28 protein-coding genes are annotated in these 25969 nt (G+C 72.8%); 14 read left to right on the top strand and 14 right to left on the bottom strand.

What is annotated here, in order from left to right; all coding sequences use genetic code 11:
* Positions 1-120: 120 nt before the first annotated feature.
* Positions 121-876 (bottom strand): phosphoglyceromutase, encoded by a 756-nt coding sequence (locus AB0B76_RS30480; protein WP_360381960.1) that lies wholly within the window; start codon positions 874-876, stop codon positions 121-123.
* 150 nt (positions 877-1026) lie between these two features.
* On the opposite strand from AB0B76_RS30480, the gene AB0B76_RS30485 reads away from it, so the two are divergent.
* The 3 genes from AB0B76_RS30485 to AB0B76_RS30495 are packed head-to-tail and all read left to right on the top strand — an operon-like array spanning position 1027 to position 3852.
* The gene (locus AB0B76_RS30485; RefSeq protein WP_360381962.1) at positions 1027-2262 is read left to right on the top strand and encodes an MFS transporter; all 1236 of its coding nucleotides are present in this window, start codon (positions 1027-1029) and stop codon (positions 2260-2262) included.
* Between the two features lie 11 nt (positions 2263-2273).
* Positions 2274-3503, top strand: a complete 1230-nt coding sequence (locus tag AB0B76_RS30490) for an MFS transporter (RefSeq protein WP_360381964.1) — start codon at positions 2274-2276, stop codon at positions 3501-3503.
* Between the two features lie 31 nt (positions 3504-3534).
* Positions 3535-3852, top strand: coding sequence for an STAS domain-containing protein (locus AB0B76_RS30495; RefSeq protein WP_360381966.1), 318 nt, complete (start codon positions 3535-3537; stop codon positions 3850-3852).
* Positions 3853-3880: 28 nt separating this feature from the next.
* On the opposite strand, the gene AB0B76_RS30500 is transcribed toward AB0B76_RS30495, so the two are convergent.
* The 4 genes from AB0B76_RS30500 to mshA all read right to left on the bottom strand — a co-directional run bounded on the left by AB0B76_RS30500 (position 3881) and on the right by mshA (position 8499).
* Positions 3881-4870 (bottom strand): dienelactone hydrolase family protein, encoded by a 990-nt coding sequence (locus AB0B76_RS30500; protein ID WP_360381968.1) that lies wholly within the window; start codon positions 4868-4870, stop codon positions 3881-3883.
* Between the two features lie 349 nt (positions 4871-5219).
* Positions 5220-6695: a glycosyltransferase family 39 protein gene (locus AB0B76_RS30505; protein ID WP_360381970.1), complete on the bottom strand. Its 1476-nt coding sequence runs from the start codon at positions 6693-6695 to the stop codon at positions 5220-5222.
* 14 nt (positions 6696-6709) lie between these two features.
* Positions 6710-7201, bottom strand: coding sequence for a YbjN domain-containing protein (locus AB0B76_RS30510; RefSeq protein WP_360381971.1), 492 nt, complete (start codon positions 7199-7201; stop codon positions 6710-6712).
* Entirely contained in the window at positions 7198-8499 is a 1302-nt protein-coding gene (gene mshA / locus AB0B76_RS30515) for a D-inositol-3-phosphate glycosyltransferase (protein ID WP_360381973.1), read from the bottom strand. The genes AB0B76_RS30510 and mshA overlap by 4 nt, the downstream gene beginning before the upstream one ends.
* A 124-nt stretch (positions 8500-8623) precedes the next feature.
* Between mshA and AB0B76_RS30520 the strand changes: the two genes are divergently transcribed.
* Positions 8624-9379: an SDR family oxidoreductase gene (locus tag AB0B76_RS30520; protein ID WP_360381975.1), complete on the top strand. Its 756-nt coding sequence runs from the start codon at positions 8624-8626 to the stop codon at positions 9377-9379.
* Positions 9376-10122, top strand: a complete 747-nt coding sequence (locus tag AB0B76_RS30525; RefSeq protein WP_360381977.1) for a class I SAM-dependent methyltransferase — start codon at positions 9376-9378, stop codon at positions 10120-10122. Before AB0B76_RS30520 ends, AB0B76_RS30525 begins: the two co-directional genes overlap by 4 nt.
* Here AB0B76_RS30525 and AB0B76_RS30530 read toward each other — a convergent pair.
* Positions 10119-11153 carry a UDP-N-acetylmuramate dehydrogenase gene (locus AB0B76_RS30530; RefSeq protein WP_360381979.1) on the bottom strand — a complete coding sequence of 345 codons (1035 nt, stop codon included), beginning with the start codon at positions 11151-11153 and terminating at the stop codon, positions 10119-10121. The genes AB0B76_RS30525 and AB0B76_RS30530 overlap by 4 nt on opposite strands.
* A 36-nt stretch (positions 11154-11189) precedes the next feature.
* Here AB0B76_RS30530 and AB0B76_RS30535 point away from each other — a divergent pair, with 36 nt between their 5' ends.
* Positions 11190-11948 (top strand): maleylpyruvate isomerase family mycothiol-dependent enzyme, encoded by a 759-nt coding sequence (locus AB0B76_RS30535; protein ID WP_360381981.1) that lies wholly within the window; start codon positions 11190-11192, stop codon positions 11946-11948.
* Here the strand turns inward: AB0B76_RS30535 and AB0B76_RS30540 are convergent.
* From AB0B76_RS30540 to AB0B76_RS30550, 3 genes are all read right to left on the bottom strand, one after another.
* The gene (locus AB0B76_RS30540; protein WP_360381983.1) at positions 11908-12732 is read right to left on the bottom strand and encodes an EI24 domain-containing protein; all 825 of its coding nucleotides are present in this window, start codon (positions 12730-12732) and stop codon (positions 11908-11910) included. The genes AB0B76_RS30535 and AB0B76_RS30540 overlap by 41 nt on opposite strands.
* 184 nt (positions 12733-12916) lie before the next feature.
* Positions 12917-13573, bottom strand: a complete 657-nt coding sequence (locus AB0B76_RS30545; RefSeq protein ID WP_360381985.1) for a response regulator transcription factor — start codon at positions 13571-13573, stop codon at positions 12917-12919.
* The gene (locus AB0B76_RS30550; protein WP_360381987.1) at positions 13570-14784 is read right to left on the bottom strand and encodes a histidine kinase; all 1215 of its coding nucleotides are present in this window, start codon (positions 14782-14784) and stop codon (positions 13570-13572) included. Before AB0B76_RS30550 ends, AB0B76_RS30545 begins: the two co-directional genes overlap by 4 nt.
* Before the next feature lie 112 nt (positions 14785-14896).
* Between AB0B76_RS30550 and AB0B76_RS30555 the strand changes: the two genes are divergently transcribed.
* Entirely contained in the window at positions 14897-15253 is a 357-nt protein-coding gene (locus AB0B76_RS30555; RefSeq protein ID WP_360381988.1) for a hypothetical protein, read from the top strand.
* Between the two features lie 77 nt (positions 15254-15330).
* On the opposite strand, the gene AB0B76_RS30560 is transcribed toward AB0B76_RS30555, so the two are convergent.
* Entirely contained in the window at positions 15331-17286 is a 1956-nt protein-coding gene (locus AB0B76_RS30560; RefSeq protein WP_360382194.1) for an ATP-dependent DNA helicase, read from the bottom strand.
* Positions 17287-17461: 175 nt separating this feature from the next.
* Between AB0B76_RS30560 and AB0B76_RS30565 the strand changes: the two genes are divergently transcribed.
* The 5 genes from AB0B76_RS30565 to AB0B76_RS30585 all read left to right on the top strand — a co-directional run bounded on the left by AB0B76_RS30565 (position 17462) and on the right by AB0B76_RS30585 (position 20546).
* Positions 17462-17962, top strand: a complete 501-nt coding sequence (locus AB0B76_RS30565; protein WP_360381990.1) for a DUF402 domain-containing protein — start codon at positions 17462-17464, stop codon at positions 17960-17962.
* A 139-nt stretch (positions 17963-18101) separates the two neighbouring features.
* Positions 18102-18323, top strand: a complete 222-nt coding sequence (locus AB0B76_RS30570) for a hypothetical protein (RefSeq protein WP_360381991.1) — start codon at positions 18102-18104, stop codon at positions 18321-18323.
* Positions 18317-18775, top strand: a complete 459-nt coding sequence (locus AB0B76_RS30575; RefSeq protein ID WP_360381992.1) for a hypothetical protein — start codon at positions 18317-18319, stop codon at positions 18773-18775. The genes AB0B76_RS30570 and AB0B76_RS30575 overlap by 7 nt, the downstream gene beginning before the upstream one ends.
* Before the next feature lie 128 nt (positions 18776-18903).
* Positions 18904-19530 carry a DUF47 family protein gene (locus AB0B76_RS30580; protein ID WP_360381993.1) on the top strand — a complete coding sequence of 209 codons (627 nt, stop codon included), beginning with the start codon at positions 18904-18906 and terminating at the stop codon, positions 19528-19530.
* A 2-nt stretch (positions 19531-19532) separates the two neighbouring features.
* Positions 19533-20546 carry an inorganic phosphate transporter gene (locus AB0B76_RS30585; RefSeq protein ID WP_360382196.1) on the top strand — a complete coding sequence of 338 codons (1014 nt, stop codon included), beginning with the start codon at positions 19533-19535 and terminating at the stop codon, positions 20544-20546.
* On the opposite strand, the gene AB0B76_RS30590 is transcribed toward AB0B76_RS30585, so the two are convergent.
* From AB0B76_RS30590 to AB0B76_RS30600, 3 genes are read right to left on the bottom strand one after another with little or no spacing between them, the layout of a single operon-like run.
* Complete coding sequence (locus tag AB0B76_RS30590; RefSeq protein WP_360381995.1) at positions 20543-22543, bottom strand: M91 family zinc metallopeptidase; 2001 nt, start codon at positions 22541-22543, stop codon at positions 20543-20545. The genes AB0B76_RS30585 and AB0B76_RS30590 overlap by 4 nt on opposite strands.
* Before the next feature lie 25 nt (positions 22544-22568).
* Positions 22569-22895 (bottom strand): type VII secretion target, encoded by a 327-nt coding sequence (locus tag AB0B76_RS30595; protein WP_360381997.1) that lies wholly within the window; start codon positions 22893-22895, stop codon positions 22569-22571.
* Positions 22896-22944: 49 nt separating this feature from the next.
* Complete coding sequence (locus tag AB0B76_RS30600; protein ID WP_360381998.1) at positions 22945-23922, bottom strand: Gfo/Idh/MocA family oxidoreductase; 978 nt, start codon at positions 23920-23922, stop codon at positions 22945-22947.
* A gap of 19 nt (positions 23923-23941) precedes the next feature.
* On the opposite strand from AB0B76_RS30600, the gene AB0B76_RS30605 reads away from it, so the two are divergent.
* Positions 23942-24412, top strand: coding sequence for a hypothetical protein (locus AB0B76_RS30605; protein WP_360381999.1), 471 nt, complete (start codon positions 23942-23944; stop codon positions 24410-24412).
* Positions 24413-24421: 9 nt separating this feature from the next.
* Positions 24422-25186: an NUDIX hydrolase gene (locus AB0B76_RS30610; RefSeq protein ID WP_360382001.1), complete on the top strand. Its 765-nt coding sequence runs from the start codon at positions 24422-24424 to the stop codon at positions 25184-25186.
* Between the two features lie 5 nt (positions 25187-25191).
* Here the strand turns inward: AB0B76_RS30610 and pstB are convergent, their stop codons facing one another.
* Complete coding sequence (gene pstB, locus AB0B76_RS30615) at positions 25192-25968, bottom strand: phosphate ABC transporter ATP-binding protein PstB (RefSeq protein ID WP_360382002.1); 777 nt, start codon at positions 25966-25968, stop codon at positions 25192-25194.
* Between the last annotated feature and the right edge of the window lies 1 nt (position 25969).

A 25969-nucleotide genomic window follows, 5' to 3' on the forward strand; every position in this document is an offset into this window, starting at 1 on the left:
ACCAGGGACCAGAAGATCCATCCCCGGCGGCAACGCCCCCACGATCCCGCCGATCGATGCGGCAGCATGGGCGTCAACGACGCCGTTCGGCTTCACCCGACCCCCCTTTTTGTCGACGAACTAACGGCCCTGGTTGGCCACCGCGGCGGCCGCCTCCTTGGCCGCCTCCGGGTCCAGGTAGGTGCCGCCGGCCGTGACGGGCTTGAGCGCCGCGTCGAGGTCGTAGCGCAGCGGGATGCCCGTCGGGATGTTGAGCTTGGCGATCGCCTCGTCGGAGATCCCGTCGAGGTGCTTCACGAGTGCCCGCAGCGAGTTGCCGTGCGCCGCCACCAGCACCGTCTTGCCGTCCAGCAGCTGGGGCACGATCTGGTCGTACCAGTACGGCAGCATCCGGGCCACGACGTCCTTGAGGCACTCGGTCTTCGGCCGCAGCTCCGGCGGCAGCGCCGCGTACCGCGCGTCCTGCGCCTGCGACCACTCGTCGTCGTCGGCGATGGGCGGCGGGGGCGTGTCGTACGAGCGGCGCCAGAGCATGAACTGCTCCTCGCCGAACTCGTCCAGGGTCTGCTTCTTGTTCTTGCCCTGCAGGGCGCCGTAGTGGCGCTCGTTGAGCCGCCACGAGCGCTGGACGGGGATCCAGTGCCGGTCGGCGGTGTGCAGGGCGATCTCGCTGGTACGGATGGCACGGCGCAGCACTGACGTGTGCACCACATCCGGCCGGAGACCGGAATCACGGATCAGCTCGCCGCCCCGCCGGGCCTCGGCCTCTCCCTGGGCGCTGAGGTCCACGTCGACCCAGCCGGTGAACAGGTTCTTGGCGTTCCACTCGCTCTCACCGTGCCGCAAGAGCACCAGTGTCCCGACTTCCGAGCTCATTCGTCCTCCGCTTCGCTCCGGCCGCCTGAGCTTTCAGGCTGCGCCGATGATGAGCGGCCCCTCCGCCGCGCTGCGGACCGCTCATGCGGTAATCCTCCCGCACCGAATCACTTCGACATCACACGGTCCCGGGTGTAAGGATGCCAGACCGTGCCAGTCATTACGGGGAAACGACGGCTGCCGAGTCAGTTCTGGGTTCTGTGGACCGCCACGCTGGTCAACCGGGCCGGCGGTTTCGTCATCATCTTCCTGACCATCTACCTGACCACGCAGCGCCACTTCAGCGAGTCGGCGGCCGGCCTGGTGATCGGGCTCTACGGCGTCGGCGGCGCGGTCGGCGTGACCGCGGGCGGGCACCTCGCCGACCGCTGGGGCCGCCGCCCGGCCGCGCTGCTGTCGCTCTTCTCGACCTCGGTGCTGATGCTCCTGCTCGGCCTGGCCCGCAGCCCGGCCGAGATCATGGTGGCCGCCCTGCTGCTCGGCGCCGCCGCCGAGTCGGCCCGCCCGCCCCTGGGCGCGATGATCGCCGACATCGTGCCGACCGAGGACCGGATGCGCGCGTTCAGCACGTACTACTGGGCCATCAACCTCGGCTTCGCGGTCTCGGCCGTGGTCGCCGGGTTCGCGGCGTCGGCCGGGTACTTCACGCTGTTCGCCGGCGACGCGGCCACCACCGCGCTCGCCGCGGTGCTCGTCGCCTGGCGCATCCGGGAGACGAAGCCGGCCGTGGCCCCGCACGAGGAGCACGAGCGCGGCAGCCTCGCCACGGTCCTGCGCGACCGGGTCTTCCTCGGCTTCGTGGCCTGCAACCTGCTCATCGCGCTGGTGATGCTCCAGCACATGTCGATGCTGCCGCTGGCGATGATCGACGACGGCCTGTCCAGCCGGACCTTCGGCGTGGTGATCGCCCTCAACGGGGTCATGATCGTGGCCGGGCAGATGCTGGTGAGCCGGGTGCTGGCCAAGCGGCGGCCCGCGTTCGTGATGCCGGTGTCGGCCGTCATCATCGGCCTGGGGTTCGGGCTGACCGCGTTCGCGCACACGCCGCTGCTGTACGCCGGAACGGTCCTGGTCTGGACGGCCGGCGAGATGCTCAACGCCCCGTCCAACTCGGCCCTGCTGGCCGGGCTGTCCCCGGTCCACATGCGCGGCCGCTACCAGGGCGTGTTCGGCCTGTCCTGGCAGGGCGCGTCGTTCCTGGCGCCCACGCTCGGCGGCCTGGTGCGGGGCCACCTCGACAACACCACGCTCTGGCTCGGCTGCCTCGGCGCCACGCTCGTCGCCGCCGTCTGGAGCCTGGTGGCCGCGCCGGCCCGGGAGCACCGGGTGAACGCATTGACGGCGCGCGAGGTGGATAAGATCGAAACTGTAAGGGGTCTTAACTAAAGGGGAAGCACGTGCGCAACTGGTACCGATCCACGATCGGCGGGCTCCCCGGGCTCTACTGGTACCTCTGGACCGGCATGCTCATCAACCGCGTCGGCGGTTTCGTGGCGCTGGTCCTGTCGCTGTACCTCACCTCCGCGCGCCACCTCGCGATACCTGGAGCCGGCCTGGTGGTGGGCGTCTACGGCATCGGCGGGATCGCGGGGGTGCTGCTCGGCGGCGTGCTGGCCGACCGCTGGGGCCGCCGCCCGACCCTGCTGCTCGCCCATTTCGGGGCCGTAGCCGTGCTGTCCGGCCTGACCCTGGCCCGGCCCATCCCGGCGATCGCGGTGCTCGCGGCCTTGCTGGGCGTGATGCACTCGATGCCCGGCCCGGCGTTCGTGGCCGCCATCGTCGACGTGACCCCGGCCGACGACCGCAGCCGCGCGTTCAACCTGCAGTTCTGGGCGTTCAACCTGGGCATGGCGGTGGCGTCGGTACTCGCCGGGGCCCTCGCCGAGGTGAGCTTCACCCTGCTCTTCGCCGTCGACGCGAGCGGCACCCTGGTGACCGCGCTGCTCATCCTGTGGAAGGTCCGCGAGACCCGCCCGGCGCACCGGGTCGCGACGAAGGCCGCGGGCGGGCTGCACACGGCGCTCACCGACCGCGCGTACATGGGCTTCGTGGGGCTGTCGCTGCTGCTGGCGATCGTGAGCACGCAGACGTCGACGATCCTGCCGCTGGCGATCACCGGCGACGGGCTGCGGCCGTCGGCGTACGGCTCCGTGGTGGCGTACGCGGCCCTGCTCATCGTCGTCGGCCAGCTGTTCGTGCCGCGCCTGATCGGCCGCTGGCGCAAGGGCACCGCCCTGGCGGTCGCGAACGTCTTCCTGGGCCTGGGCTTCGCCGCCGTCGCGCTCGCCGACGGCCTGCCGGGCTACCTGGCCGCGGCGACCGTGTGGACCGTCGGCTCGATGATCGCCGCCCCGCCCAACGCCGCGGTCATCGCCGAGCTCTCCCCGGAGGCGCTGCGCGGGCGGTACCAGAGCGTGTTCTACCTGACCTTCCCGGCGGCGGGTTTCATCGCGCCCGCGGCCGGCGGGGTCAGCCTGCAGTACCTCGGCGACTGGCACTGGGTCGTGTGCGGCGCGCTGGGCGTGCTGGCGGCGGCCGGCCACCTGCTCATCCAGCCGGCGCGGGAACGCCGGGTGGCGAAGGAACTCGCGGCGGAGAAGGAGTTTGCGGTACCGGTCGCCGGGTAGTGGCGCTGATCACCTCAGATGGGAGACGGCCTTGGACGGCTTGTCCGCGACTCTCGAGCCCGCGCCGCCGGACACGGTCGTCATCCGGCTGGCGGGCGAGCTCGACCTGGCCACGCGGGAGCAGGTCACCGAGGCGGTCCGGGCGGTGCTGCCGACGTTCCGTCCCGACGCCCTCATCCTCGACCTCGACGCGGTGACGATCCTGGACTCGGCCGGGATCGGGGCGCTGGTCGGCTGCTGGAAGCTGGCCGCGGGCGCCGGGTGCGTGCTGCGGCTGCGCAACCCGCGCCCCCTGGCCTACGCGCAGCTGGAGCTAACGGGCCTGCTCGACGTGTTTGCCCTGTCCTGAAAGAGCCCTGTCCTGAAAGAGCGCTGTCCTAGAGCGTGCCGTCGTACTTCGCGGCGCCGCTCACGGTGCCGTCGGCGCGCAGCCGGGAGCGGGCCGCCGCGTCGCCGTACAGGCCGTAGCGGAACAGGTCGAGCATGGAACGGCTCACCGCGTTCGCGGCCGGGGTCGTGCCGAACAGGGCCGCGCCGTGGTCGCCGCCGAGCAGCGTGAGCAGGCCCTTGGGCCACGTGCAGTTGTCGTAGAGCGACTTACCGCTGCTGTACGGCACGGTGGCGTCGGCGTCGCCATGGATGAACAGCACCGGCGTCGCGGTCCCGGAGAACTTGCCGCCCATCGAGCCGCCCGACACGACGACCGCGCCCTTGAGGCGGGCGTCGCGGGTGGAGCCGGAGAGCAGACCGGCGGTGGTGTACCCGCCGGCGGAGTGCCCGGCCGCGCCGACGTGGGCGGTGTCGATGCGCCCGGCGAGCGGGGAGCCGGCCTGGGCGTCGAGCTTGAGCACCTCGGTGATGACGGCGGAGGCGTCGGCCGGCTGGTTGGACATGTCGTTCTGGTTGAACGGGTTCGCCTTGTCGTTGGTGCCGGGGTAGGCGGGCGCGGCGACGACGAAGCCGGCGGCCGCGATCTTCTGGGTCACGCCGCTGTACCCCTCCGGCGACCCGTGCAGCCCGTGACTCCAAAGCACCAGCGGGTAGCGCCCGGCGGTCTTCGGATACCAGACGACGGTGCGCAGCGTCCGCCCCGCGCGCGTGAAGGTGAACTGACTGCTCGTGGTCGCGAACGTCTGCGTCGGCGCCTTGCCGGAGCTCGCGGCGGGCGCGGTGGTCGTCGCGCCCTTGGCGGTCGCGCTGGCGCCGGCCCGGGCCGCGAGGGCGCCGCTGCCGTCCTCGGTGAAACTTCCATCGGAGCCGGCCGGGACCGCGCTCTCGACGCTGCCGGGGGCACCGTTGGCGGCCTGGGTGCCACAACCGGCGAGCGAGGCCAGCAGAAGGGCGGCCATCAGCAGACGCCTGCGCATGTGAGGAAATTACGGGCTTCAAAGCCCCGGCGTCTTTACGGCCGCCTTAAGTTTGCCAGCGGCGAGATGCGAAACGTGCGGGAGGGAGCAAACGACCGCGAAACACATCTCGTAACCGGCGGCAGCGGGTGCGGTGCACCCCCAGTCCACAGCACCCGCTATATGCCGCCGGTTGCGATGACACGCCCCGCCCGGACGTGTCATCGCGAGTGGGCCTTTCGGCCCGGAACACCCCCGCCGCTCCCCAACTTCAAGGAATCGCCGGATCCGTAAACGACGTTACGCGGCGTCGATTGGACCGCCAAGTAAACCCGATGTCGCCTCGCTCACACACCGGAAACAATTGAAATCAATCGAAATGCTGGAAGCGCGGCCACAGCTCAGCCCATGTTCCGGTCCGGTCGCGGCAGACGTACACCCGCGCTGTTTGCTCCTCGTTGTCCACGCCGTAACCATTGTCGAGGTGCGCCCGCTCCTCGCAGGAGCCGAACGCCTTCGAGCGGGCGGGGTCGCCCTGGGAGACGAGCACCACGACTGTCGCGGACTCCGGCGGCGGGCCGAGGTACCACAGCTCGTTCTGTCCACTGTAGACATCGGGCAGGCCGAGCGGCTTGCCGTAGCGGTCGAGCGAGCCCGCCTCGCCGTAGTTGCCGGTGAGCAGCACCGTGCGCGGCTTGTCCTCGGCCGGCAGCGCGTCGTACACCGCCTTGACCTGGGCGACGTAGCGGGGCCAGCCGATCTCGTCGGAGATGCCCTGGTTCATGGCGGGGACCGGCGTGTCGCCCACGACGCCGATCGGCAGTACGGGCAGCGACGAGACGATCGCCACGCCGCAGTTGACGACCACGGCCGCGCCGAGCAGCCAGCGCCGGGCGGTGCGGTCGCCGAGCCAGCGCACGGTCGGCACCGCGCCGATGGCGAAGAGCGCGGCCAGCAGGCCGAAGCTGTAGTACGGCTGGCCGGCGATGACGAACAGCAGGACCAGCATCAGCGGGTACGCCACGGCGAACGCGCGCACCGGCCGAAGCTCCGGGCGCCGCCACAGCGTCACGAGCCCGGCGACCCAGACGGGGACGAAGAACGGGCCGAGCCACAGCAGCTGCAGCGGGAGCAGCGTGATGCGCGCGTCGTCGCCCTTGTTCTCGGCGAGCGCGCCGGCCATGTGGATCTGGGGGAAGTCGTTGGCGATCTGGTACAGCAGGTTGGGCAGCCCGACGATCACCGCGATCCCGGCCCCGGCCCAGAGCCACTTCGTTGCCAGCACACCGCGGGGCCCGACGGCCAGCAGCCCGGCCGCGAAGGTCAGCAGGAGCAGGATCACGAGGTGCTTGTTGTAGAGCGCGATCCCGGCGAACAGGCCGGCCCACAGGAAGTACCGTGGCGAATCCCGCAGCAGAGCGCGCATCAGGCTCAGGATGACCAGCAGCCACATCACCAGGTCGGGTGCGGCGGTGATGGTGATGTGCCCGGCCACGAGCGGAAACGTGGTGAGCACCCCGGCCGCGGCGAGGGTCTGGGCGAGCGCGCCGCCGCCGATCTCGCGCGCCACGAGCGCCAGCAGGAACGCCGCGCCCGCGATGAAGAACAGGCCCGGGATACGGATGGCCCAGACGGTGTCGCCGAACAGCTCGATGCAGCCGCGCACCATGAGCGGCGTGAACGGCGGCTGGTCGACGTAGCCCCACTTGGGGTGCGCGCCGACCATGCGGAAGTAGAGCTCGTCGCGGTGGTAGTCGTAACGGCCGATGGTCAGTAACAACACGAGGAAAGCAGCGCCGGCGACTGCGCCGACGGGCTTCCAGGCCAGAGGCGCCCGAGGGGTCACCTCCGAGATCGTAGCTAAGCCGGTCGATTCACGAAGTCCGTAAATGCCCGGAGATTGTCGAGAGGCTCGCCGCGCTTGACCCGCCACTCCCACTCGCGGCGGATCGCCGAGCCGAAGCCGATCTCCAGCATCGGGTCGAAGCTCTCGTCGGCGTAGGTCAGCACGGCGCCCAGCAGGCGGTCGAGCTCGGCCTCGGTCACGGCGTGCAGCGGGAGCTTGCCCATGAGGTACACGTCGCCGACCGCGTCGATGCTGAAGGCCACGCCGTACATGCGGGAGTTGCGCTGCAGGAGCCACTCCCACAGCGCCTCGCGGTTCTCGTCCGGGTGGCGCATGACGAAGGCCTCGATCCGCAGCGCGTGCTCGCCGACGATGAGGTTGCAGTTCGTCTTCTGCTTGTGCGTGCCGGGCAGGGTCACGACGTACGCGTGCTCGCCGGTCTTCTCCCACGGGATCTCACGCTCGGCCGCGACCCGCTCGATCAGGGCACTCACGGAAGTCTTCATGCCGCCACAACCTCCCGATGGAACTCCAGGGCGTCCCGGTACGCGGCCAGCAGGCCGCTGGCCGTGTGCGCCCACGAGAACTCGCGCGCGTGCCGCACCGCGCCCAGCGACAGCGCCGCCCGCCGGGCCGGCTCGGCCAGCAGCGGCCCGAGCAGGGCGGCCCAGTCGGCCGGCTTGTGCGTGTCGACCAGTAAGCCGGAGACACCGTCGCGGACCGCGGTCACCAGGCCGCCCACCGCCGCCGCGACGACCGGCGTGCCGCAGGCCTGGGCCTCGATCGCGACAAGCCCGAACGACTCGTTGAAGCTGGGCACGGCGACGACGTCCACGGCGCGGAACAGCTCGGCGAGCGCGTCGCGCGGCTGGGGCGGCAGGAACCGCACGATGTCGGCGATGCCGAGGTCGCGGGCGAGGTCCATGAGCGCGGTGGGCCGGTCGAGGCCGGAGCCGCTGGGGCCGCCGCAGATGACCACGAGCAGCTTGGGGTCGGTGGCACGCAGCTCGGCGGCGGCGCGCAGCAGGATGTCGGGGGCCTTGAGCGGCTGGATGCGCCCGGCGAAAGCGACGATCCGGGCGTCGGCGGGCAGGCCGAAGCGCTCCCGCGCGGCGAGCTTGCGGTGCGGCCGCGGCGCGAACCGGTCGAGGTCCACGCCGGGCGGCACGACGCTGACCTTGCGCGGGTCGGCGTCGTAGAGGTCGATGAGGTCGGCGGCCTCGGCCGGGGTGTTGGCCACCAGGCCGTCGGCGGCGGCGACCACCTGCTCCTCGCCGATCACGCGGGCGATCGGCTCGGGCTTGTCGCCGTCGGCGAGCGCCTGGTTCTTGACCTTGGCCAGGGTGTGCGCGGTGTGCACCAGCGGGACGCCCCACCGGTCCTTCGCGAGCCAGCCGACCTGGCCGGAGAGCCAGTAGTGGGAGTGGACGAGGTCGTACCAGCCCGACGGGCGGGACGCCTCCGCGCGCAGCACGCCGCCGGTGAACGCGCACAGCTGCGCTGGCAGGTCCTCCTTGGCCAGGCCCTCGAACGGCCCGGCGATGATGTGGCGCACGAGCACGCCGGGGGCCATCTCCACGGTCGGCGGCAGCTCGCTGTTTGTCGCGCGGGTGAAGATCTCCACCTCGACGCCGGCCCGCGCGAGGCGCTCGGCCACCTCCACGACGTACACGTTCATCCCGCCGGCGTCGCCGGTGCCCGGCTGGTCCAGCGGCGAGGTGTGCACCGACAGCGTCGCGACGCGCCTCGGGAGCGTACGGCGGGACTGCGGGGTATGGCCGTGCAGCGAATCGACCCGCGCCACGTCGTGCTCCTTCTGTTGCCGGGCTGTTACATCTTCCCAACCGTCCATGTTCCCTCGCCGAGGGCGGTCTACCCACCGTTGCGTTGGTCACTGCATCCCGGGCAACTTCGTGCAGGATGGCCACATGTCTACTCGAATCGCCGTCGTCACCGGCGCCTCCAGCGGCATCGGGGCCGCCACCGCCCGCCGCCTGGACGCCGAGGGCTTCCACGTCGTCGCCGTCGCCCGCCGCGCGGACCGCCTCGAAGAGCTGGTCGGATCGCTGCGCTCCGGCACCGCGATCGTGGCGGACGTCACGTCCGACGAGTCCGTCGCCGCCCTCGCGGCCGCGGTCGAGGCGCTCGGCGGCCCGGTCGAACTGCTGGTCAACAACGCCGGCGGGGCGATCGGGGCCGAGTACGTCGAGCACGCCGACCTCGGTGACTGGCAGTGGATGTTCGACGTCAACGTGCTCGGCACCGTCCGGGTCACCAAGGCGCTGCTGCCGCTGCTGGAGCGCTCGGGCCGGGCCACCGTCGTCGTGCTCAGCTCGACCGCCGGGCTGGTCGTCTACGAGGGCGGCGGCGGGTACACGGCCGCCAAGCACGCCCAGACCGCCGTCGCCGAGACCCTGCGCCTGGAGCTCAGCGGCCGCCCGATCCGGGTCGTGGAGATCGACCCCGGCATGGTGCGCACCGACGAGTTCGCCCTCAAGCGCTTCGAGGGCGACGCCGAGAAGGCGGCCGCGGTCTATGCGGGCGTCGCCGAGCCGCTCGTCGCCGACGACGTCGCGGACTGCATCGCCTGGACCGCGACCCGCCCGCACCACGTGAACATCGACCGGCTCGTGGTCCGCCCGCTCGCCCAGGCCGCCCAGCACAAGGTCCACCGGGTGCTGTGAAGCCCGTCGGGTCGATCACGCGGGGCACGACAAACCCCAACCGCCTGCGCCGCGTCGACAACTGGATCGCGGCGACGCTCGGCGGGGCGCTGCGCCGGGCGGCGGACCCGCTGGTGGTCGACCTCGGCTTCGGCGCCTCGCCGATCACCGCGATCGAGCTGCACGCCCGCCTCGGCGTGCCGGTCGTCGGCCTGGAGATCGACCCGGACCGCGTGGCCGCCGCGCGCCCCTACGAGACCGCCGGCCTGCGCTTCGAGCTCGGCGGCTTCGAGCTGGCCAGCCTGCGCCCGACGCTGGTGCGGGCGTTCAACGTACTGCGCCAGTACGACGAGGCCGACGTGCCGGGCGCCTGGGCCGCGATGACGGCGACGGGCGCGCTGCTCGTGGAGGGGACCTGCGACGAACTCGGCCGGCTCGCGGCCTGGGCGCTGGTCTCCCCCACCGGCCCGCGCACGCTCACCCTGGCCGCCCGCCTGGCCGACCTCGACACGCCGGGCACGCTGGCCGAGCGGCTGCCGAAGGCCCTCATCCACCACAACGTCCCCGGCGCGCGCATCCACGCCCTGCTCGACGCCCTCGACGCCGGCTGGCGGGCCGCGGCGCCGCTGTCGGTGTTCGGGCCCCGGCAGCGATGGCGGGCCGCGGTGGAGGCGGCACGGGGCGCGGGGTGGCCGGTGCTGGACCGCCCGGCGCGCTGGCGCCTGGGCGAAATCACCGTGCCGTACGCCGCCGTCGCGCCCTAGAGCGAGCAGTTGACGAGGACCGGCTCCGGATGGAGCGTCACGCCGAAGCGGGCCTCGACGCCGGCCCGGATCTCGCGGGCCAGGTCCAGCAGGGCGCTCGTGCTGCCGGTGCCGCGGTTGGTCAGGGCCAGGGTGTGCTTGCCGGACAGCGCCACCCCGCGCGCCCCGTCCCCGTGGCCCTTGGCGAAGCCCGCGCGCTCGATGAGCCAGGCCGCGCTCAGCTTCACCGAGTCGCCGGCCGGCCACGACGGCGGGGGGCCGAGCTCGGCGGCGAGCTCGCGGACGCGCTCGAAGTCGGCGGCCGGGACGACCGGGTTGGTGAAGAAGGAGCCCACGGAGTACGTGTCCGGGTCCGCCGGGTCGAGCACCATCCCCTTGCCGGCGCGCAGCTTCAGCACCGCCGCGCGGACCTCCTCCAGCGGGGCCGTCGCGCCCGGCTCGACCCCGAGGGTGCGGGCCAGCTCGGCGTAGGCGATCGGCGTCGACCGCCCCGACACCTTCAGGCGGAACACCACCGACAGCACCACATGGCGGGCGTTGTGCTTGAAGATGCTCGTCCGGTACGCGAATCCGCACCCGGCCGCCGGGATGGTCACGACCTCGTCGCGCTCCCGGTCGTAGGCGCGCACCTCGGCGATGGTCTCGGCGACCTCCTGGCCGTACGCCCCGACGTTCTGGATCGGCGTCGCGCCGGCCGAGCCCGGGATGCCCGACAGCGACTCGATCCCGGACCACCCGCTGGACACGGCCGTGGCGACGACGTCGTCCCACGGGTGACCGGCGGCGACCGTGAGGGTGACCTCGCCGTCGCGGATGTCGCTGGTGAGGCCCCGCCGGCGCAGCAGCACCACGGTGCCCGGGAAGCCCTCGTCGGCCACCACGACGTTGCTGCCACCGGCGAGGATCAGCTGGTCGCCGCCCGAGCGCAGGGCGGCGAGCGTCTCCGCCTCGGTGGTCACCTCGATCAGGCGGCCGGCCGGGCCGCCGAGGCGCAGGGTCGTGAACGCGGCGAGCGTGCGTGGTTCGGGCACCGCACCAGAGTAAGCGGTGCCCTAATCTTGTTGGCTATGAGCAAGCCACAGCTCGCCAAGGACATCTGGCTGGCCGCCCTGCGCACCGAGGGCGGCGCCTTCCGCACCGCTCTGAGCAGCGGCGTGCCGCTCGACGCGCCGGTGCCGAGCTGCCCGGGCTGGAGCCTGGCCGATCTCGCGTGGCATGTGAGCCAGGTGTACGTGTACGTCACCGGACACGTCGCCCGGGGCGTCCTCGACAAGCCGGCGCCCCGCTCGACCGACCCGCGGCCCGAGGGCGTCGACGCGGCGACGGCCTGGACCGACGCGTTCACCGAGCTCGTGGCGACCCTCGACGCCGTCGACCCGGAGCTGCCCGCCTGGAACTTCGCGCCCCAGGCGAAGAAGGCGTCGTTCTGGCACCGGCGCATGGCCCACGAGACGGTGATCCACCGCTGGGACGCGCAGATGGCCGGCGGCCTGGCCGAGCCGATCGAGGCGCGGCTGGCCAGCGACAACGTCACCGAGGTGCTCGACACCTGGATCCCGTCCGGGCGCCGCAGCGGGCCCACCGACCGGGCCGGCATGATCGCGCTGCACGCCACCGACTCCGACCAGGTCTGGTACGTCCGGCTGCGCGGCGCCGGCATCGCGCTGCTGGACACCGACACCCTGCTCGACTCCGACGAGCACCACGAGCGGGCGACGGCCAGCGGCAGCGCGAGCGACCTGGCGCTGGCCCTGTGGGGCCGGGTGCCGTTCGACACCCTGCTCGTCAGCGGGGACGCAACGCTGTTGCGGGGTCTGCTGGCCTGAGCGCCGGGCCGGGCCCGTCGTCGATGCGCAGGCCCAGGCTCCGCCGGGTCAGCAGCGTCGCCCCGCTCACCGCGGCCGGGATCACGATGATCGCCACGATGGGGACCAGCAGCACCAGGAACACCGGGATGCCGAAGCCGAGCGCCATCGCGCGGTTGGCCCGCAGGATCTTGCGGCGCTCGGCGAGGCGCAGCCCCCGGCGGTTGAACGGGATGCCGGTGAGCTCGACGGTGATCAGCCAGCCGCCGACGATCGCGTTCAGCACCGGCACCACGGTCTGCCCGACGACCGGGATGAAACCCATCAGGAACAGCGGGATGGCCAGGACCACGCCCAGCAGGATCAGGCGGAGGGAGTCGACGAGGTTCGGCCAGAGGGTGCGGTACCACGGAAGGTCCACCGCCCCGGGCGTGCCGCCGAGACCGTCCTCCACGCGCTCGGAGATGACCTCGTAGAACGGGTCGCCGATCAGCAGCGTCAGCGCGGTGAACGTGAGCGCCGAGAGCAGCGCGGCGGCGACGAGGATGGCGGCGCCCGCCCCGAACTCGATCAGCCCGCGCCAGAAGTCCGACCAGTCGTCGGCGAACCAGGTGGCGGCCGACGCGATGTCGTCGATGTAGATGATGAGGAACGTCCAGGCGACGCCGAACAGCGCGCACGTGATGACCGCCGGGATCGCCCCGAGCAGGAGCAGGCGCGGACTGCGCCCGTAGCGCGCGAACCCCTTGCCCAGCAGCCGCAGCCCCATCGCGAACTCGGACCCGGTCGTCTTCAGCTGACCCACGGCTTGGCAGCCTACTCGTCCGCACTGTTCCTGGCTTGGCGCCGGCTTCGCCGGATACGCGGCGGGGGATTCCCCCCCCCATGGCCGCTCCGCGGCCACTTTTGCAGGCGCTCCCGCGCGGGGCCGGGCGGGGCGGGCCGCTCGGGGGCCGGTGTCTAGTGGGCGCGGCCTAGCCGGCGCCAAGCTAGGAACCGTCGGGGTGCTCGGCGGGCGCTAGGCCGTTGCGGTACGCGTAGGCCACCGCCTGCGCCCGGTCCCGGCAGCCGATCTTGGCCAGCAGGTGGTTGATGTGGCTCTTGACCGTCCCCTCGCTGATGAACAGCCGGGCCGCGATCTCGCCGTTGGTGAGCCCGGCCGCGATGAGCCGCAGCACCTCGACCTCCCGCGGCGTCAGGTCGTCCGCCTTCGGCGGCGGCGGGGGCTGGGTCAGCGCGTTGAGGACGTGGTGCTGCACCGCCGGGTCGAGCGCGGCGCCGTCGGTGAGGACGCGCTGGAGGGCGGCCCGGATCTCCTCGCCGCCGGCCTCCTTGGTGAGGTACCCCTTGGCCCCGGCCCGCAGCGCCTCCAGCACCGAGCGGTCGTCGGAGTAGGTGGTGAGCACGACCACGCGCACCTCGGGCGCCCGCTCCCGCAGCCGCCGGGTCGCCTCGACGCCGTCGCAGCGGGGCATGCGCAGGTCCATCAGGACGATGTCCGGGCGCAGCCGCACCGCGAGGTCCACCGCCTCGGCCCCGTCGGCGGCCGCCCCGACCACCTCGATGTCCGGCAGCAGCCCGAGCACGAGCGCCAGCCCCTCCCGCACCACCCGCTGGTCGTCCGCGAGCAGCACGCGGATCGTCACGCCGGCACCTCGAGCCGGACGCGGAAGCCATTCGCGGTGGGGGCGGCGGCGAGGGTACCGCCCAGCAGCTCGGCCCGTTCCCGCATGCCAGACAGGCCGTAGCCGGCGCCCGGTCCGGGTCGATCTCCGCGAGGCGTCATCGAGCCGGACCGGGCGTAGCCGGCGCTCGGGGTCGCGGCGAGCGGGCCGACGTCCTCGACGGTCAGGCGGACGGCGCTCGGCAGGTACTCCAGGTGCACGGTCACCAGAGTCGGGGACGCGTGCCGGGCGGCGTTCGTCAGGGCCTCCTGCGCGACCCGGTACACCGCGATCCGCGCCGGCGACTCCAGCTCGCGCGCGGGCCCGTCGGTGGTGAAGTCGCACCGGATGCCGTGGTCGTGGGCGAAGGATCTGGTCAGCTCGGTCAGGGTCGGCAGCTCGTCGTCGCGCAGCACCCCGATCGCGCGCCGGGCCTCGTCGAGCCCGGCCCGGCCGAGCTGCTGGGCCCGTTCGAGCGCGGCCGGCAGGCGCGGGTCGTCGGGCGTGCGGGTGGCCAGCAGGCGCGCCCCTTCCAGCTGCAGCATCAGCCCCGACAGCGAGTGGGCGAGCACGTCGTGCATCTCCCGGGCCAGGTGCTGGCGCTCCGACAGGCGCGCCGCCTCGGCCTGGGCCGCGCGGCCCCGCTCGAGCTCCTCGACCAGCTGCTCGGCCTGCTCGTTGGCCTCGCCGAGGCGGATGGCGAAGACCAGCATGCCGTAGAAGGCGCCGACCATCACCGCGTCGAGGAGCGCGTCGATGATCGAGCCGTGGTGCGCCGAGGCGACGCCGACGGCCAGCAGGATCAGCGCGACGGCGGTGATCGGGATCGAGATGTGCCCGCGCAGCAGCGGGGCCAGGAACGACACGCCGACGAAGATGCCGGCCACGGCCGCGCCGTCGGGCTGCAGCCACGCCAGCGCGGCCGACGCGGCCAGCATGACCGCGGTGCACGCGATGTGCGTGCGCGGCGACCGGGCCAGCGTCAGCACCCCGCCCGCACCGGAGACGACGAACGCGGCCAGGGCCAGCAGTACCGCCAGCCCGGACCCGGACAGCGCCGGGGCCGGCCGCGCGGTGCAGGCGGACCACACGACCACGGCCATGATGAGCGGGGCCAGGGGCCGCAGCCAGCGGATGACGGCGGCGCGCTGGGCCCGGGAGCGGTCGAGCGTGGCGAGCGCGGAGGAGCTCATGACGCCCATTCAATCCGTTCCGGCGGTGATCCACATCCAACCGTGGTTATAGCTCGCGGCTCCAACCGTGCGCCGATGCGGTTGAGCGGGGCCGCCGGACAGGCTGTTGGCCATGACACGGACCCCACGGACCCCACGGCTCCTCACGGCCCTGTACCTCATCCTCAGCCTGGCCACCCTCGGCGTCGCCTACCTGCTGCGCCACCACGCGAACCTGGTGACCGACGCGGTCTGGGTGCGCGGCACGATCGTCGTCGCCAGCGCGGCGGTGTGCAACATCCTGGCGGCGCGCGGCGACGTGCGCCGGCTGCGCATCATCGCCATCGTCATGACGGTGGCGATCACCGTGATCGTCGCGGTGCCCGGGCTGTTCCCGGTGTGGATGAAGGTCGAGCAGGTGGTGTGCGGCCTGCTGCTGATCGGCGTGATCCTCACCCTGCCGCGCAAGGTCAAGCGGCCCCTCGGTTAGGGGCTGTGTCGAAGTGGGGGTCGGAGCGAGGCGACGCCTGAGTCCGCCGCAGCCCGGCCATCCACTTCGACACAGCCCTAAGAGCCGGCGAGTCGCTGCAGGGCGCCGCGGACGACTTCGGGCTTGGTGGTGTACCAGAACGGGGGCAGCGACTTGCGCAGGAACGGCCCGTAGCTCGGCGCGCGCTCCAGCCGGGAGTCCAGCACCGCCACCACGCCCTTGTCGGCGTTGGAGCGGATCAGCCGGCCCACGCCCTGGGCCAGCCGGACGGCGGCGATCGGCACGCTCACCGCGGCGAAGCCGGAGCCGCCCGCCGACTGCACCGCGTCGGAGCGGGCGGCCGACAGCGGCTCGTCGGGGCGCGGGAACGGCAGCCGGTCGATGATGACGAGCTGGCATGCGTCGCCCGGCACGTCGACACCCTGCCACAGCGACATGACCCCGAGCAGGCAGCTGTTGCGGTCCTCGCGGAACTTGCGGACCAGGATCGGCAGCGACTCCTCGCCCTGCAGCAGGATCGTGATCCCGGGCGTGCGGGCGCGCAGCACCTCCGCGGCCCGCTCGGCCGCCTTGCGCGAGGAGAACAGGCCCAGGGCCCGGCCGCCGAGCGCCTGCACCAGCTCGACCATCTCGTTGGCGGCCGGCTCGGACAGCCCCGAGCTCTGCGGCTTGGGCAGGTGCGCCGCGACGTAGAGGATGCCCTGCTTCTGGTAGTCGAACGGCGATCCGACGTCGAGCGAGCTCCAGGCCAGCCCGGCTGTGTCCCGCGCCGCGTCGGCCCGCACGACGGCCTCGCGGGCCGCCTCGGCGGGGCCGGCCGCGACGCTCGGGCGCTCGACGGGGATCGGCAGCCCGAGCGAGCGGGCGACGGTGTCGAACTGGCCGCCGAGGGCGAGCGTGGCCGAGGTGGCCACTACGGTCCGTTCGCTGAAGAGGTGGCTGCTCAGCGTGCCGGCGACCGACAGCGGCGCGATGACCACGGCCCGGCGCCCCCGCTCGTCGCGCTCGACCCAGGTGACGTCGTGCTCGACGTTGGCGATCATGCGCTGGGCGACCTTCACCAGGTCGCCGATCATGGTCTTGGCCTGCTGCTTGCGCACCGGGTCGGAGTCGTCGGCCCGCACCTCGCCGATCGCGTCGAGCGCCTTGCGCCCGCCCGCGTCGAGCAGCGTGAGCGCCTCGCCGAGCACCGTCGGCAGCGCGCCCACGACCCGGCCTGCGGGCACCTCGGCGAGCGCGACGGTCAGCAGGTCGCCGGCCTCCATGAGCCGGTCGGCCACGTCGTCGTCGACATAGGCCCGGCACCGGCGGGCGGCCCGCTCCAGCGTCTCCGGCGTGAGCTCGGCCTGCGAGGCGGAGCTGACCCGGTCGGCGAGCTCGTGCGCCTCGTCGACGACCAGCAGCTCGTGCGGCGGGATGATCTGCCGCCCGGTGAGCATGTCCACGGCGAGCAGGCTGTGGTTGGTGACCACGATGTCGGCCTCGCGCGCCCGGCTGCGGCTGGCCTCGGCGAAGCACTCGGCGCCATACGGGCACCGCTGCGCCCCGACGCACTCGCGGGCCGGCATCGACACCATCTTCCAGGCCGAGTCCTCCACCCCGGGGTCGAGCTCGTCCCGGTCGCCGGTCTCGGTCTCCATCGCCCACCCGCGCAGCCGCTCGATGTGCTTGCCGATCCGGCCCGCCTCGCCGAGCCACTTCGTGGGCCGGGCCTCCCCGACGTCGAACAGCCCGTCGTCGGGCTCGTCGGCGGACGTGCCCTCCAGCCGCGCCAGGCAGAGATAGTGGTGGCGCCCCTTGAGCACCGCATAGGTCGGGCGGCGCCCCAGCAGCGGCTGCACCGCGTCGGCGAGCCGGGGCAGGTCGTGGTCGACGAGCTGCGACTGCAGGGCGAGCGTGGCCGTCGAGATCACCACCGGCCCGTCGACCAGCAGCGACGGGACGAGGTAGGCCAGCGACTTGCCCGTGCCGGTGCCCGCCTGCACGAGCAGGTGCTCCTCCTTCTCCACCGCGGCCGAGATCGCCGTCGCCATGCTCTGCTGACCGGGCCGCTCGGCCCCGTCAGGCACCGCGCCGACGGCGGCGGCGAGCAGATCGATCACTTCCGGCTTGGGGCGGCGGAGCTGAGGGGTGGCTGTCACGGTGGGGACGCTACCCCTTGCGTACGACAGAATCGGCCGGGCGCACCCGGTCGGTACCGTGAGCGGCATGAAACGTATCCGGGTCGTGTACCGCAAGTACGACGGCTCGCTCCACTGGAACTACGAGACGGAGCTCCTGGGCGAGGACGAGTACGGCGTGTGGGTCGGCGCCGGCCCGGCGACGCAGGTCTTCAAGGGCACCACCCTCAAGGGCGCGCCCGAGTCCCCGCACGTGCTGCTCTTCCCCCGCCAGGCCTGGTGGACGGCCTGCTTCAACGCCGAGCCCCACCGCACCGAGGTCTACTGCGACATCACGAGCGTGCCCCATTGGCCGAGCGCGACCGAGGTGACCGCGATCGACCTGGACCTGGACGTGCGCCGGCGGCGTACCGGCGACGTCGAGCTGCTGGACGAGGACGAGTTCGCGGTCCACCAGGTGCGCTACCAGTACCCCTCCGAGGTCGTGACCTCCGCCCTGACGAGCGCCGACTGGCTGATGGGCGCGGTGGGCGGGCACGTGGAGCCCTTCGGCACGGCCTACCGGCGGTGGCTCGACGAGGTTGTGTAGGGCCTGCTTCTGAAGAGCGCAAGGCGCGGCGTTCGGCGCCGTGCGAAATGTACGTTAAGTACCATTTTCCCATGGACAACGCCTGGCGACCGTTGCCGTAGGACTTGCCGGGCTCGCAACCTGCGGAGCCGTCGGCACCGTGGCCGCATCCAGCGTCCGGCGCGGCCGGCCGTACCTCGCGAACGGCCTGCTCGTCGCGCTTGACGGCCCGGTCGACCCCGCCGCCACCGCGGCCCGCGCCGGGCTCGCCGGCGTCGAGGTCGGCGTGCGCACCGACCCCGACACGACCCGGCCCGCGCTCCGCCTGACCTGCGCGATGCCGCCCGGCGAGCCGGCCCCACGTTCGACCCGGCGGTGCTGACCCCGCTGGCCACGCGCGCCGCCGCAAACCCGCTCGGGCGGGTGCACGCCCGGCGCGCCGAGCCGTTCCTGCTCATGGTGCGGGCCGAGCCCGAGCCGGACCCGGAGACCGGCGCGGTCCGGGCCGCCGGGAGCGAGTACGACACCCTCGACCGGCTGCTGCGGCCGCACGCGCCGATCCTCACCCAGTTCCTCGGCGGCCGGGTCGTGCCGGGCGCGATCACCGTCGTGCTCACGGGGGCGCACTGGTCCCGGGCCGACCTGCTCGGCGCCGACGTGCCCGAGGGCCCGCGGCGCGTGCGCAACGCGTTCTGGCGGGAGATGCGCGCGGCCGAGGTGGACGTGATCGCCAGCCGGCGCCGGGGGCACTCGCGCGCTTCCTGCGCAAGCCGGTGCAGCGCACCCACAAACACCGTGCGGCGTCGGTCCGGTACACCCCGGCATCTGAGGTAAACGGCAGATGAACGCCAGGTGAACCAGCAGCGTGCGGTGTATCTCACTGGTACTGCGGTGGATCGTGAGCCTTAACATTCACGTTTCAGGTGTTTCGGCGCTTCTTCATCGAGGTATCGGGGTCGACTGTGCGGTTCAGGCTGCGTCCTAGCGACGATTCGTTCTACGAGTTCTTCAGCCGCGCGGCGCGCAACCTCGTCAAAGGCACCGACCTGCTCGCCGAGCTCGCCCTCCCGGACGCCGACGTGCAGTCCATCAGCGAGCGGCTCGTCGACGTCGAGCACGACAGCGACGCGATCACGCACGAGCTGTACAAGAAGATCAACTCCAGCTTCATCACCCCCTTCGACCGGGAGGACATCTACCGCCTCGGGTCGCTGCTGGACGACGTGATGGACCACCTGGAGGCGGTGGGCAGCCTGCTGTACCTCTACGGCCTCACCAAGCTCCCGTCGCTGCCCCGCGAGATCCACGAGATCGTGAAGGTGCTCGACCAGCAGTCCCGGCTCACCGCCGAGGCCATGCCCCGCCTGAAGTCCATGAAGGACCTCGAGTCGTACTGGGTGGAGTGCAACCGCCTGGAGAACGAGGGCGACAGCGCCTACCGCATGGCCCTGGTCCGTCTGTTCTCCGGCGAGTACGACGCGCTGACCGTGCTCAAGATGAAGGAGGTCGTCGACGAGCTCGAGGCCGCCTGCGACGCCTTCGAGCACGTGGCCAACACGGTCGAGACCATCGTGGTCAAGGAGTCGTAGTCATCAGCGCGCAGCTCGTCGCGGTCCTCGCCGTCATCACGGTGGCGCTGATCTTCGACTACACCAACGGCTTCCACGACGCCGCCAACGCCATCGCCACGTCGGTGTCGACCCGCGCGCTGACCCCGCGCGCCGGGCTCATCATGGCCGCGCTGGGCAACTTCATCGGCGCCCACCTGGGCGGCCACGTCGCGGCGACCGTCGGCGGCGGCATCATCGACCCGCCGACCGGCATGGGCGGGCTCGGCATCGTCTTCGCCGGCGTCGTCGGGGCCATCGCCTGGAACCTCGTCACGTGGTACTTCGGCCTGCCCTCCTCGTCCTCCCACGCGCTCTTCGGCGGGCTGGTGGGCGCGTCGATCTGCGCCGTGTGGTTCGGCCTGGACGCGAAGGTGCTGTGGTCCGGCATCGTGGACAAGGTCCTGATCCCGATGGTCGCCTCGCCGGTGGTCGGCTTCCTACTGGGCGGCCTGCTGATGATCGCCATCATGTGGACGTTCCGCCGGTCCAACCCGCGCGTGCTCGGCCGCCGGTTCCGCCGCGCGCAGACCGTCTCGGCCGCCGCCATGGCCGTGGGCCACGGCATGCAGGACGCCGCCAAGACGATGGGCATCATCGTGCTGGCCCTGTACACCGGCGGCTACCACGCCGACAAGACGGACATCCCGGAGTGGGTGTTCCTCGCCTGCTCGACGGTGCTGGCGCTCGGCACGTACTCCGGCGGCTGGCGCATCATCCGCACCCTGGGCCGCAAGGTCATCGACCTCGACCCGCCGCAGGGCTTCGCGGCCGAGACGGTCGCCGCCGGCGTGCTGTTCACCACCTCGCAGCTGGGCCTGCCGATCTCGACAACGCACAGCATCACGTCGGCCATCATGGGCGTCGGCGCGACGAAGCGGCTCTCGGCGGTGCGCTGGCAGGTCGCCGGGAACATCCTGATCGCCTGGGTCCTGACGTTCCCGGCCGCCGCGGTCATCGCGATCGTGACGTACCTGCTCACGCACGCGCTGTTCTAGGCCGACCCGTATCGCGGCCGGTCGGCCAGGCCCATCTCCCGGCGCAGCCCGTTCTCGGTGAGCGTCAGCGGATGGCTCGGGTCGATGCGGTTGGGCGTGCCCGGGTCGCCGTCGTCGTCGATCGGCAGCCCCACCGCCTGGCGCTCGAAGTTCAGCACCGCCGGGCCGCCGCGGTACTGGTAGTCGGGCCCGCTCGCCTCGTTGTACGCGTGCCCGTCGTCGGTGCCGTGCTCGTAGTCGTAGACGTGCGCCATCTCGTGGAACAGCGTCGTCACCGGCGTCCGGGCGTCGTAGGCCGGGTTGTACTGGATCCGCGGCACCCCGTCGTCGTAGGTGGCGTGACCGTTGGGCTCGTCGAGCGGCTCGATGTACAACCGCTGCCCGGACGCCTGCAGGTCGGCGAGCATCGCGCGGCCCGCGGGCGAGGCGGCGAGCAGGTCGAGGTCGGCGTGCACCCGCGCCTTGTACTCGGCGTCGCCGCCGACCCGGATGAACCCGGTCACGTCGTCGTCCCCGGTCGCGGTCATCCGCTCGACCCCGGCAGCCGAGTCCTCGCCCTGCCCGTAGAGCGTGTCCGCGCCGGCGCCCCCGGTCACCGCGTCGCGCCCGGCGCCGGAGTACACCACGTCGTCGCCGGCCCCGCCGTCGAGCGCATCGTCGCCGCGGCCGCCCGAGAGCACGTCCGCGCCGTCGTCCCCGGCGGCCCGGTCGGCGCCCTCCCCGCCGTCGAGGAAGTCGTCGCCCACGCCGCCGCGCAGCGTGTCGGCACCGCCGGCGCCGTAGAGCGTGTCGTCGCCGCGGCCGCCTTCGAGCCGGTCGTCGCCGGCCCCGCCGTCGAGGTAGTCGCGGTGCTCGCCGCCGTCGAGAAGGTCGAAGCCGTCCCCGCCCAGCAGCTGGTCGCCGTCCGCGCCGCCGGCGAGGGTATCGTCGCCCGCCCCGCCCCGCAGCCGGTCGCCGCCTGAGCCGCCGAAGAGCAGGTCGGCGCCCGCGCCCCCGTCGGCGGTGTCGGCGCCCTGGCTGCCCCACAGCCGGTCGTCGCCGTCGCCGAGGTCGGCGCGCTCGGTGGCGTCCTTCGGCGGCGCCTGGGCCGCGGTCACCATGGCCCCGAGGCTGACCCGGTCGGCCCCGGCCCCGCCGGCCACCGTGTCCACGCCCAGGCCCGCGATGAGCACGTCGTCGCCGCGCCCGCCGGTCAGCCGGTCGTCGCCGTCGCCGCCGAGCACGGTGACGCCCGCGGCGCCGTCGACCCGGACGGTGTCGTCACCGGCGCCGGTGCGCAGCACGAGCCGGGCGCCGGGCGGGATGGTGAGCCGCTGCCCGTTCACCGTCACGTGGCCGTCGTCGACCACGACGACGTCCGCGATGCCGCCGGCCTGCACCACGAAGAGGTCGCCGGCCAGGCGCGCGTCGACGCCGCCGGTCGCCGCCGGCGGGACCCAGGCCGGGACCGTCCGGCCGATGACCGGGGTCCAGACGGCGGCGAGCACCTCCCAGCGGGCCCCGGCCCCGGCCAGCGCCGCGCGGTGCCCGGCCAGCCCCTGCTCGACGTCGGCGCGGATCTCGCCCGCCGTCGCGAGCGCGGCGCGCACCGCCGCCTCCTGGGCGGCGTCGGCCGGCGTGAAGGTGACGCTCCCGCCGCCGCGCCGGTGCGGCACCCCGGCGGCGCCGGCGAAGGCGTCGGCGAGCTGGTCCTGGCCGCCGCGCAGCAGGGCGGCCGCGCCGTCCAGCGCCGTGGCGGTGTCCCGCACGACCGCGTCGAGGTCGTTCAGGCCGTCCGTGTACTGCCGGTAATGCCCCCGGAACCCGTCGGCGGCCTCGCCCTCCCAGTCGCCGCCGACGACCGGGGCCGCGGCGCGCGCGAGCGTGTCGTGGGCGGCGCGCACGTCGGCGCCGACCGCCCGCCAGGCCGCGGCGGCCCGCCCGAGCAGCTCCGGCCGCGCCTGCAGGTCCCAGATGTCGTCCACTGTGACGGTGGGCGCCTCAACCGTCTGCACCATGTGATCCCCCGTGTGTCGAGAGCGCTCAGAGCGGCGCTCGCCGTGCGTTGCCCACCGTCCGGGCGGCCTGCCGGTCGGCGGCCAGATACGCGAAGGCCGTCTGCAGCAGCGCGTCGGCGTCCTCCTCGAGGATTTCGACGTGCGCCGAGACGGCCTCCTGGGCGTCCGCGCCGATGTTGGCGGCCGCGCCGGCCAGGCCCGCCGACGCCCCGGTGTTGCCGAAGGCGTCGGCGGGCAGGTCCAGCTCGCCCAGCCCGGTGCGGTAGTGCTCGCCCAGCGTGTCGGCCGCGGCCAGGCAGGCGGCGGCCAGCGTGATCAATTCGTCCGGGTCGGCCCGGAGCTCCTGAGCCATACGCCGGACCGTAGTGGGGCCGGGACGCTACGTCCGCCCCGTTCAGCCCTCAGCTCGAATAGTCAAGTCCGATAATTCCGGAAATTTGCGACAGCAGGCGCAGGATGTCGAGCGTCTCGTCCAGCGGTACCAGGGGGCTCTCGGTCAGCCCCTCGCGCAGGCAGCGCTGGACCTCGGCCGCCTCGAACTGGTACCCGTGGCCCTCGTAGGGCAGCTCGAACTCCTCGGTCTCGCCGCCGCGCCACAGCGTGAAGCCGTGCGGGTGGAAGAAGTCCCGCCGCACGTCGATGCGCCCGAGCGTGCCCGTGACCGCGCCGGTGCGGGCGGTGTCCCCGAGCAGCGAGCAGCTCAGCGCGGCGAGGGCGCCGGAGTCGTACCCCAGCAGCATCCCGGTGTTCTCGTCCACGCCCCCGGCGCTCATCCGGGCCCAGGCCTGCACCGAGGCCGGCGCGCCCAGGAACAGGTGGGCGAACGTGACCGGGTAGATGCCGACGTCGTACAGCGCCCCGCCGCCCAGCTTGCGGTCGCGCAGCCGCGAGGTCTCCGGGAACGGGCCCTGCATGCCGAAGTCGGCGTGGACCGAGACCAGGTCGCCGATCGCGCCGTCGCGCACGAGCTCGCCCATGCGCCGGATGGCCGGGATGCACCGCATCCACATGGCCTCCATGAGGAACACGCCGGACGCGCGGGCCGTGCGCACCATCTCCTCGGACTCGGCGACGGCGAGCGTGAACGGCTTCTCGCACAGCACCGCCTTGCCGGCCCGCAGCGCCAGCATCGAGGCCTCGTAGTGCGCACTGTGCGGGGTGGCGACGTAGATCGCGTCGACCCCCGGGTCGTCGACGAGGGCCTGCCACGAGCCGTGCGCCCGCGCGGCGCCGTGCCGGGCGGCGAAACGCTCCGCGGACTCCGTACTGCGGGACCCCACCGCGGCCAGTTCCGCATCCGGCATCAGCCGGAGGTCCTCGGCGAACGTGGCGGCGATGGAGCCGGTCGAAAGGATGCCCCAGCGGGTGCGATCACTCATGGCCGTAGCTTAGGTGGGTATGCAGGGGCTCATGAACGACGACCGGAACGCCGACGGCCCCGACGCCGCCCACACCCGCCCCGCCGGCCTCGGCGACAAGACGGTGGAGGCGCTGGGCAAGCTCAGCGAGGCCCTGGAGACCGTCGAGCGGGCCCGGGGCCGCCTCTTCGACCTGCACCAGCTGATCGGCCACGCCGACCTCATGCTCGATGACGCCGTGGCGCTGCTGCGCGCAGCCGGGCACGGCAGGACGGCCGACCGGGTGCGCGACGAGGTCGTCGGGCGCAACGTCATCGCCGGGCGGTGGACGTTCCAGATCGTGGAGGACTTCGAGGACGGGTACTACGCCGCCTTCCGCAACGTCGAGCGCGAGGCCCGCGAGGAGCTCGCCGGGGGGCGGCGCCACCTGTACGAGGCGGAGATGAAGGAGCAACGCCGGACCCATGGACAAACAGGACACGAGGCTGTGCCGAACGAATTCGGCGCATAGCGTGGACTGATGGTCGAGTACAAGCTCCCGCCGGAACTGGCCGAGATGGCCCGCCGCTTCGAGCGGGAGGGCGGGGTACCGGTGCCGGCGAGGCTGGCGAGCACGGTGGTGCTGCTGCGCGAGCCGTTCGAGGCGTACCTGCTGCGCCGGGTCGCCACGATGGCGTTCGCGGCCTCGATGTACGTCTTCCCGGGCGGCGGCGTCGACCCGCGCGACGCCGGCGTCCTGCCCGGCTGGGCCGGCCCGGCCCCGGCGGAGTGGGCGGCGCGCCTGCGGCTGGAGGAGTCCGTGGCCCGCTCGGTGGTCTGCGCGGCCGTGCGCGAGGTGTTCGAGGAGTCCGGCGTCCTGCTGGCCGGGCCCGACGCGGACAGCGTGGTCGGCGACGTGAGCGGGCCGGACTGGGAGGAGGCGCGGCTGGCGCTGATCGCCCGGGACCTGGGCTTCGCCGAGTTTCTCAGCCGCAACGGGCTCGTCCTGCGCAGCGACCTGCTGGTGCCGTGGTCGCGCTGGATCACGCCGGAGTTCGAGCCGCGGCGCTTCGACACGTACTTCTTCCTCGCCCTGCTGCCCAAGGGCCAGCTGACCCGGGACGTGGGCGGCGAGGCCGACGCCACCGAGTGGTGCTCGCCGGCCGAGGCGGCCGACGGCCGTTACACGATGCTGCCGCCGACCCGCCACACGCTGCTGGAGCTGGCGGAGGCCGGCGGCATCGACGCCGCGCTGGCGGCGGCGCCGGACCGGGACCCGGCCGACGCCATCCGCCCTACTGCATAACCGGCTCAGCCGAAGCGGCCGGTGATGTAGTCCTCGGTCTTCTTCACCGAGGGGTTGGTGAAGATCTTCGCCGTGTCGTCGTACTCGATGAGCCGGCCCGGCTCGCCGGTCTTGTCGATCGAGAAGAAGCCGGTGCGGTCCGACACGCGGGCGGCCTGCTGCATGTTGTGCGTGACGATGACGATCGTGAACTGGTTCTTCAGCTCGGTGATCAGGTCCTCGATCGCGAGCGTGGAGATCGGGTCGAGGGCCGAGCAGGGCTCGTCCATCAGCACGACCTGCGGCTCGACCGCGATCGTCCGGGCGATGCACAGCCGCTGCTGCTGACCGCCGGACAGGCCCGCGCCGGGGCGGCCCAGCCGGTCCTTGACCTCGTTCCAGAGGTTGGCGCTGCGCAGCGCCTTCTCCGCGACCTCCTCCAGCACCGACTTGCGGCGCACGCCGTTGAGGCGCAGGCCCGCCACGACGTTCTCGAAGATCGACATCGTCGGGAAGGGGTTCGGCCGCTGGAAGACCATGCCGATCATCCGGCGCACGGCCGTGACGTCGACGTCCCGGTCGTAGATGTTCTGCCCGTCGATCAGGAGCTGGCCCTCGATCCGGGCGTTGGGCAGCACCTCGTGCATGCGGTTGATCGACCGCAGGAACGTGGACTTGCCGCAACCCGACGGTCCGATCAGGGCGGTGACCGACTTGGGCTCGATCGTCATCGACACGGAGTCGATCGCCTTGAACGATCCGTAGTACGAGGTGACGCCGTGGGCTTCGATCCGCTTTGCCATG

This window comes from Dactylosporangium sp. NPDC049140 (genome assembly GCF_040648435.1).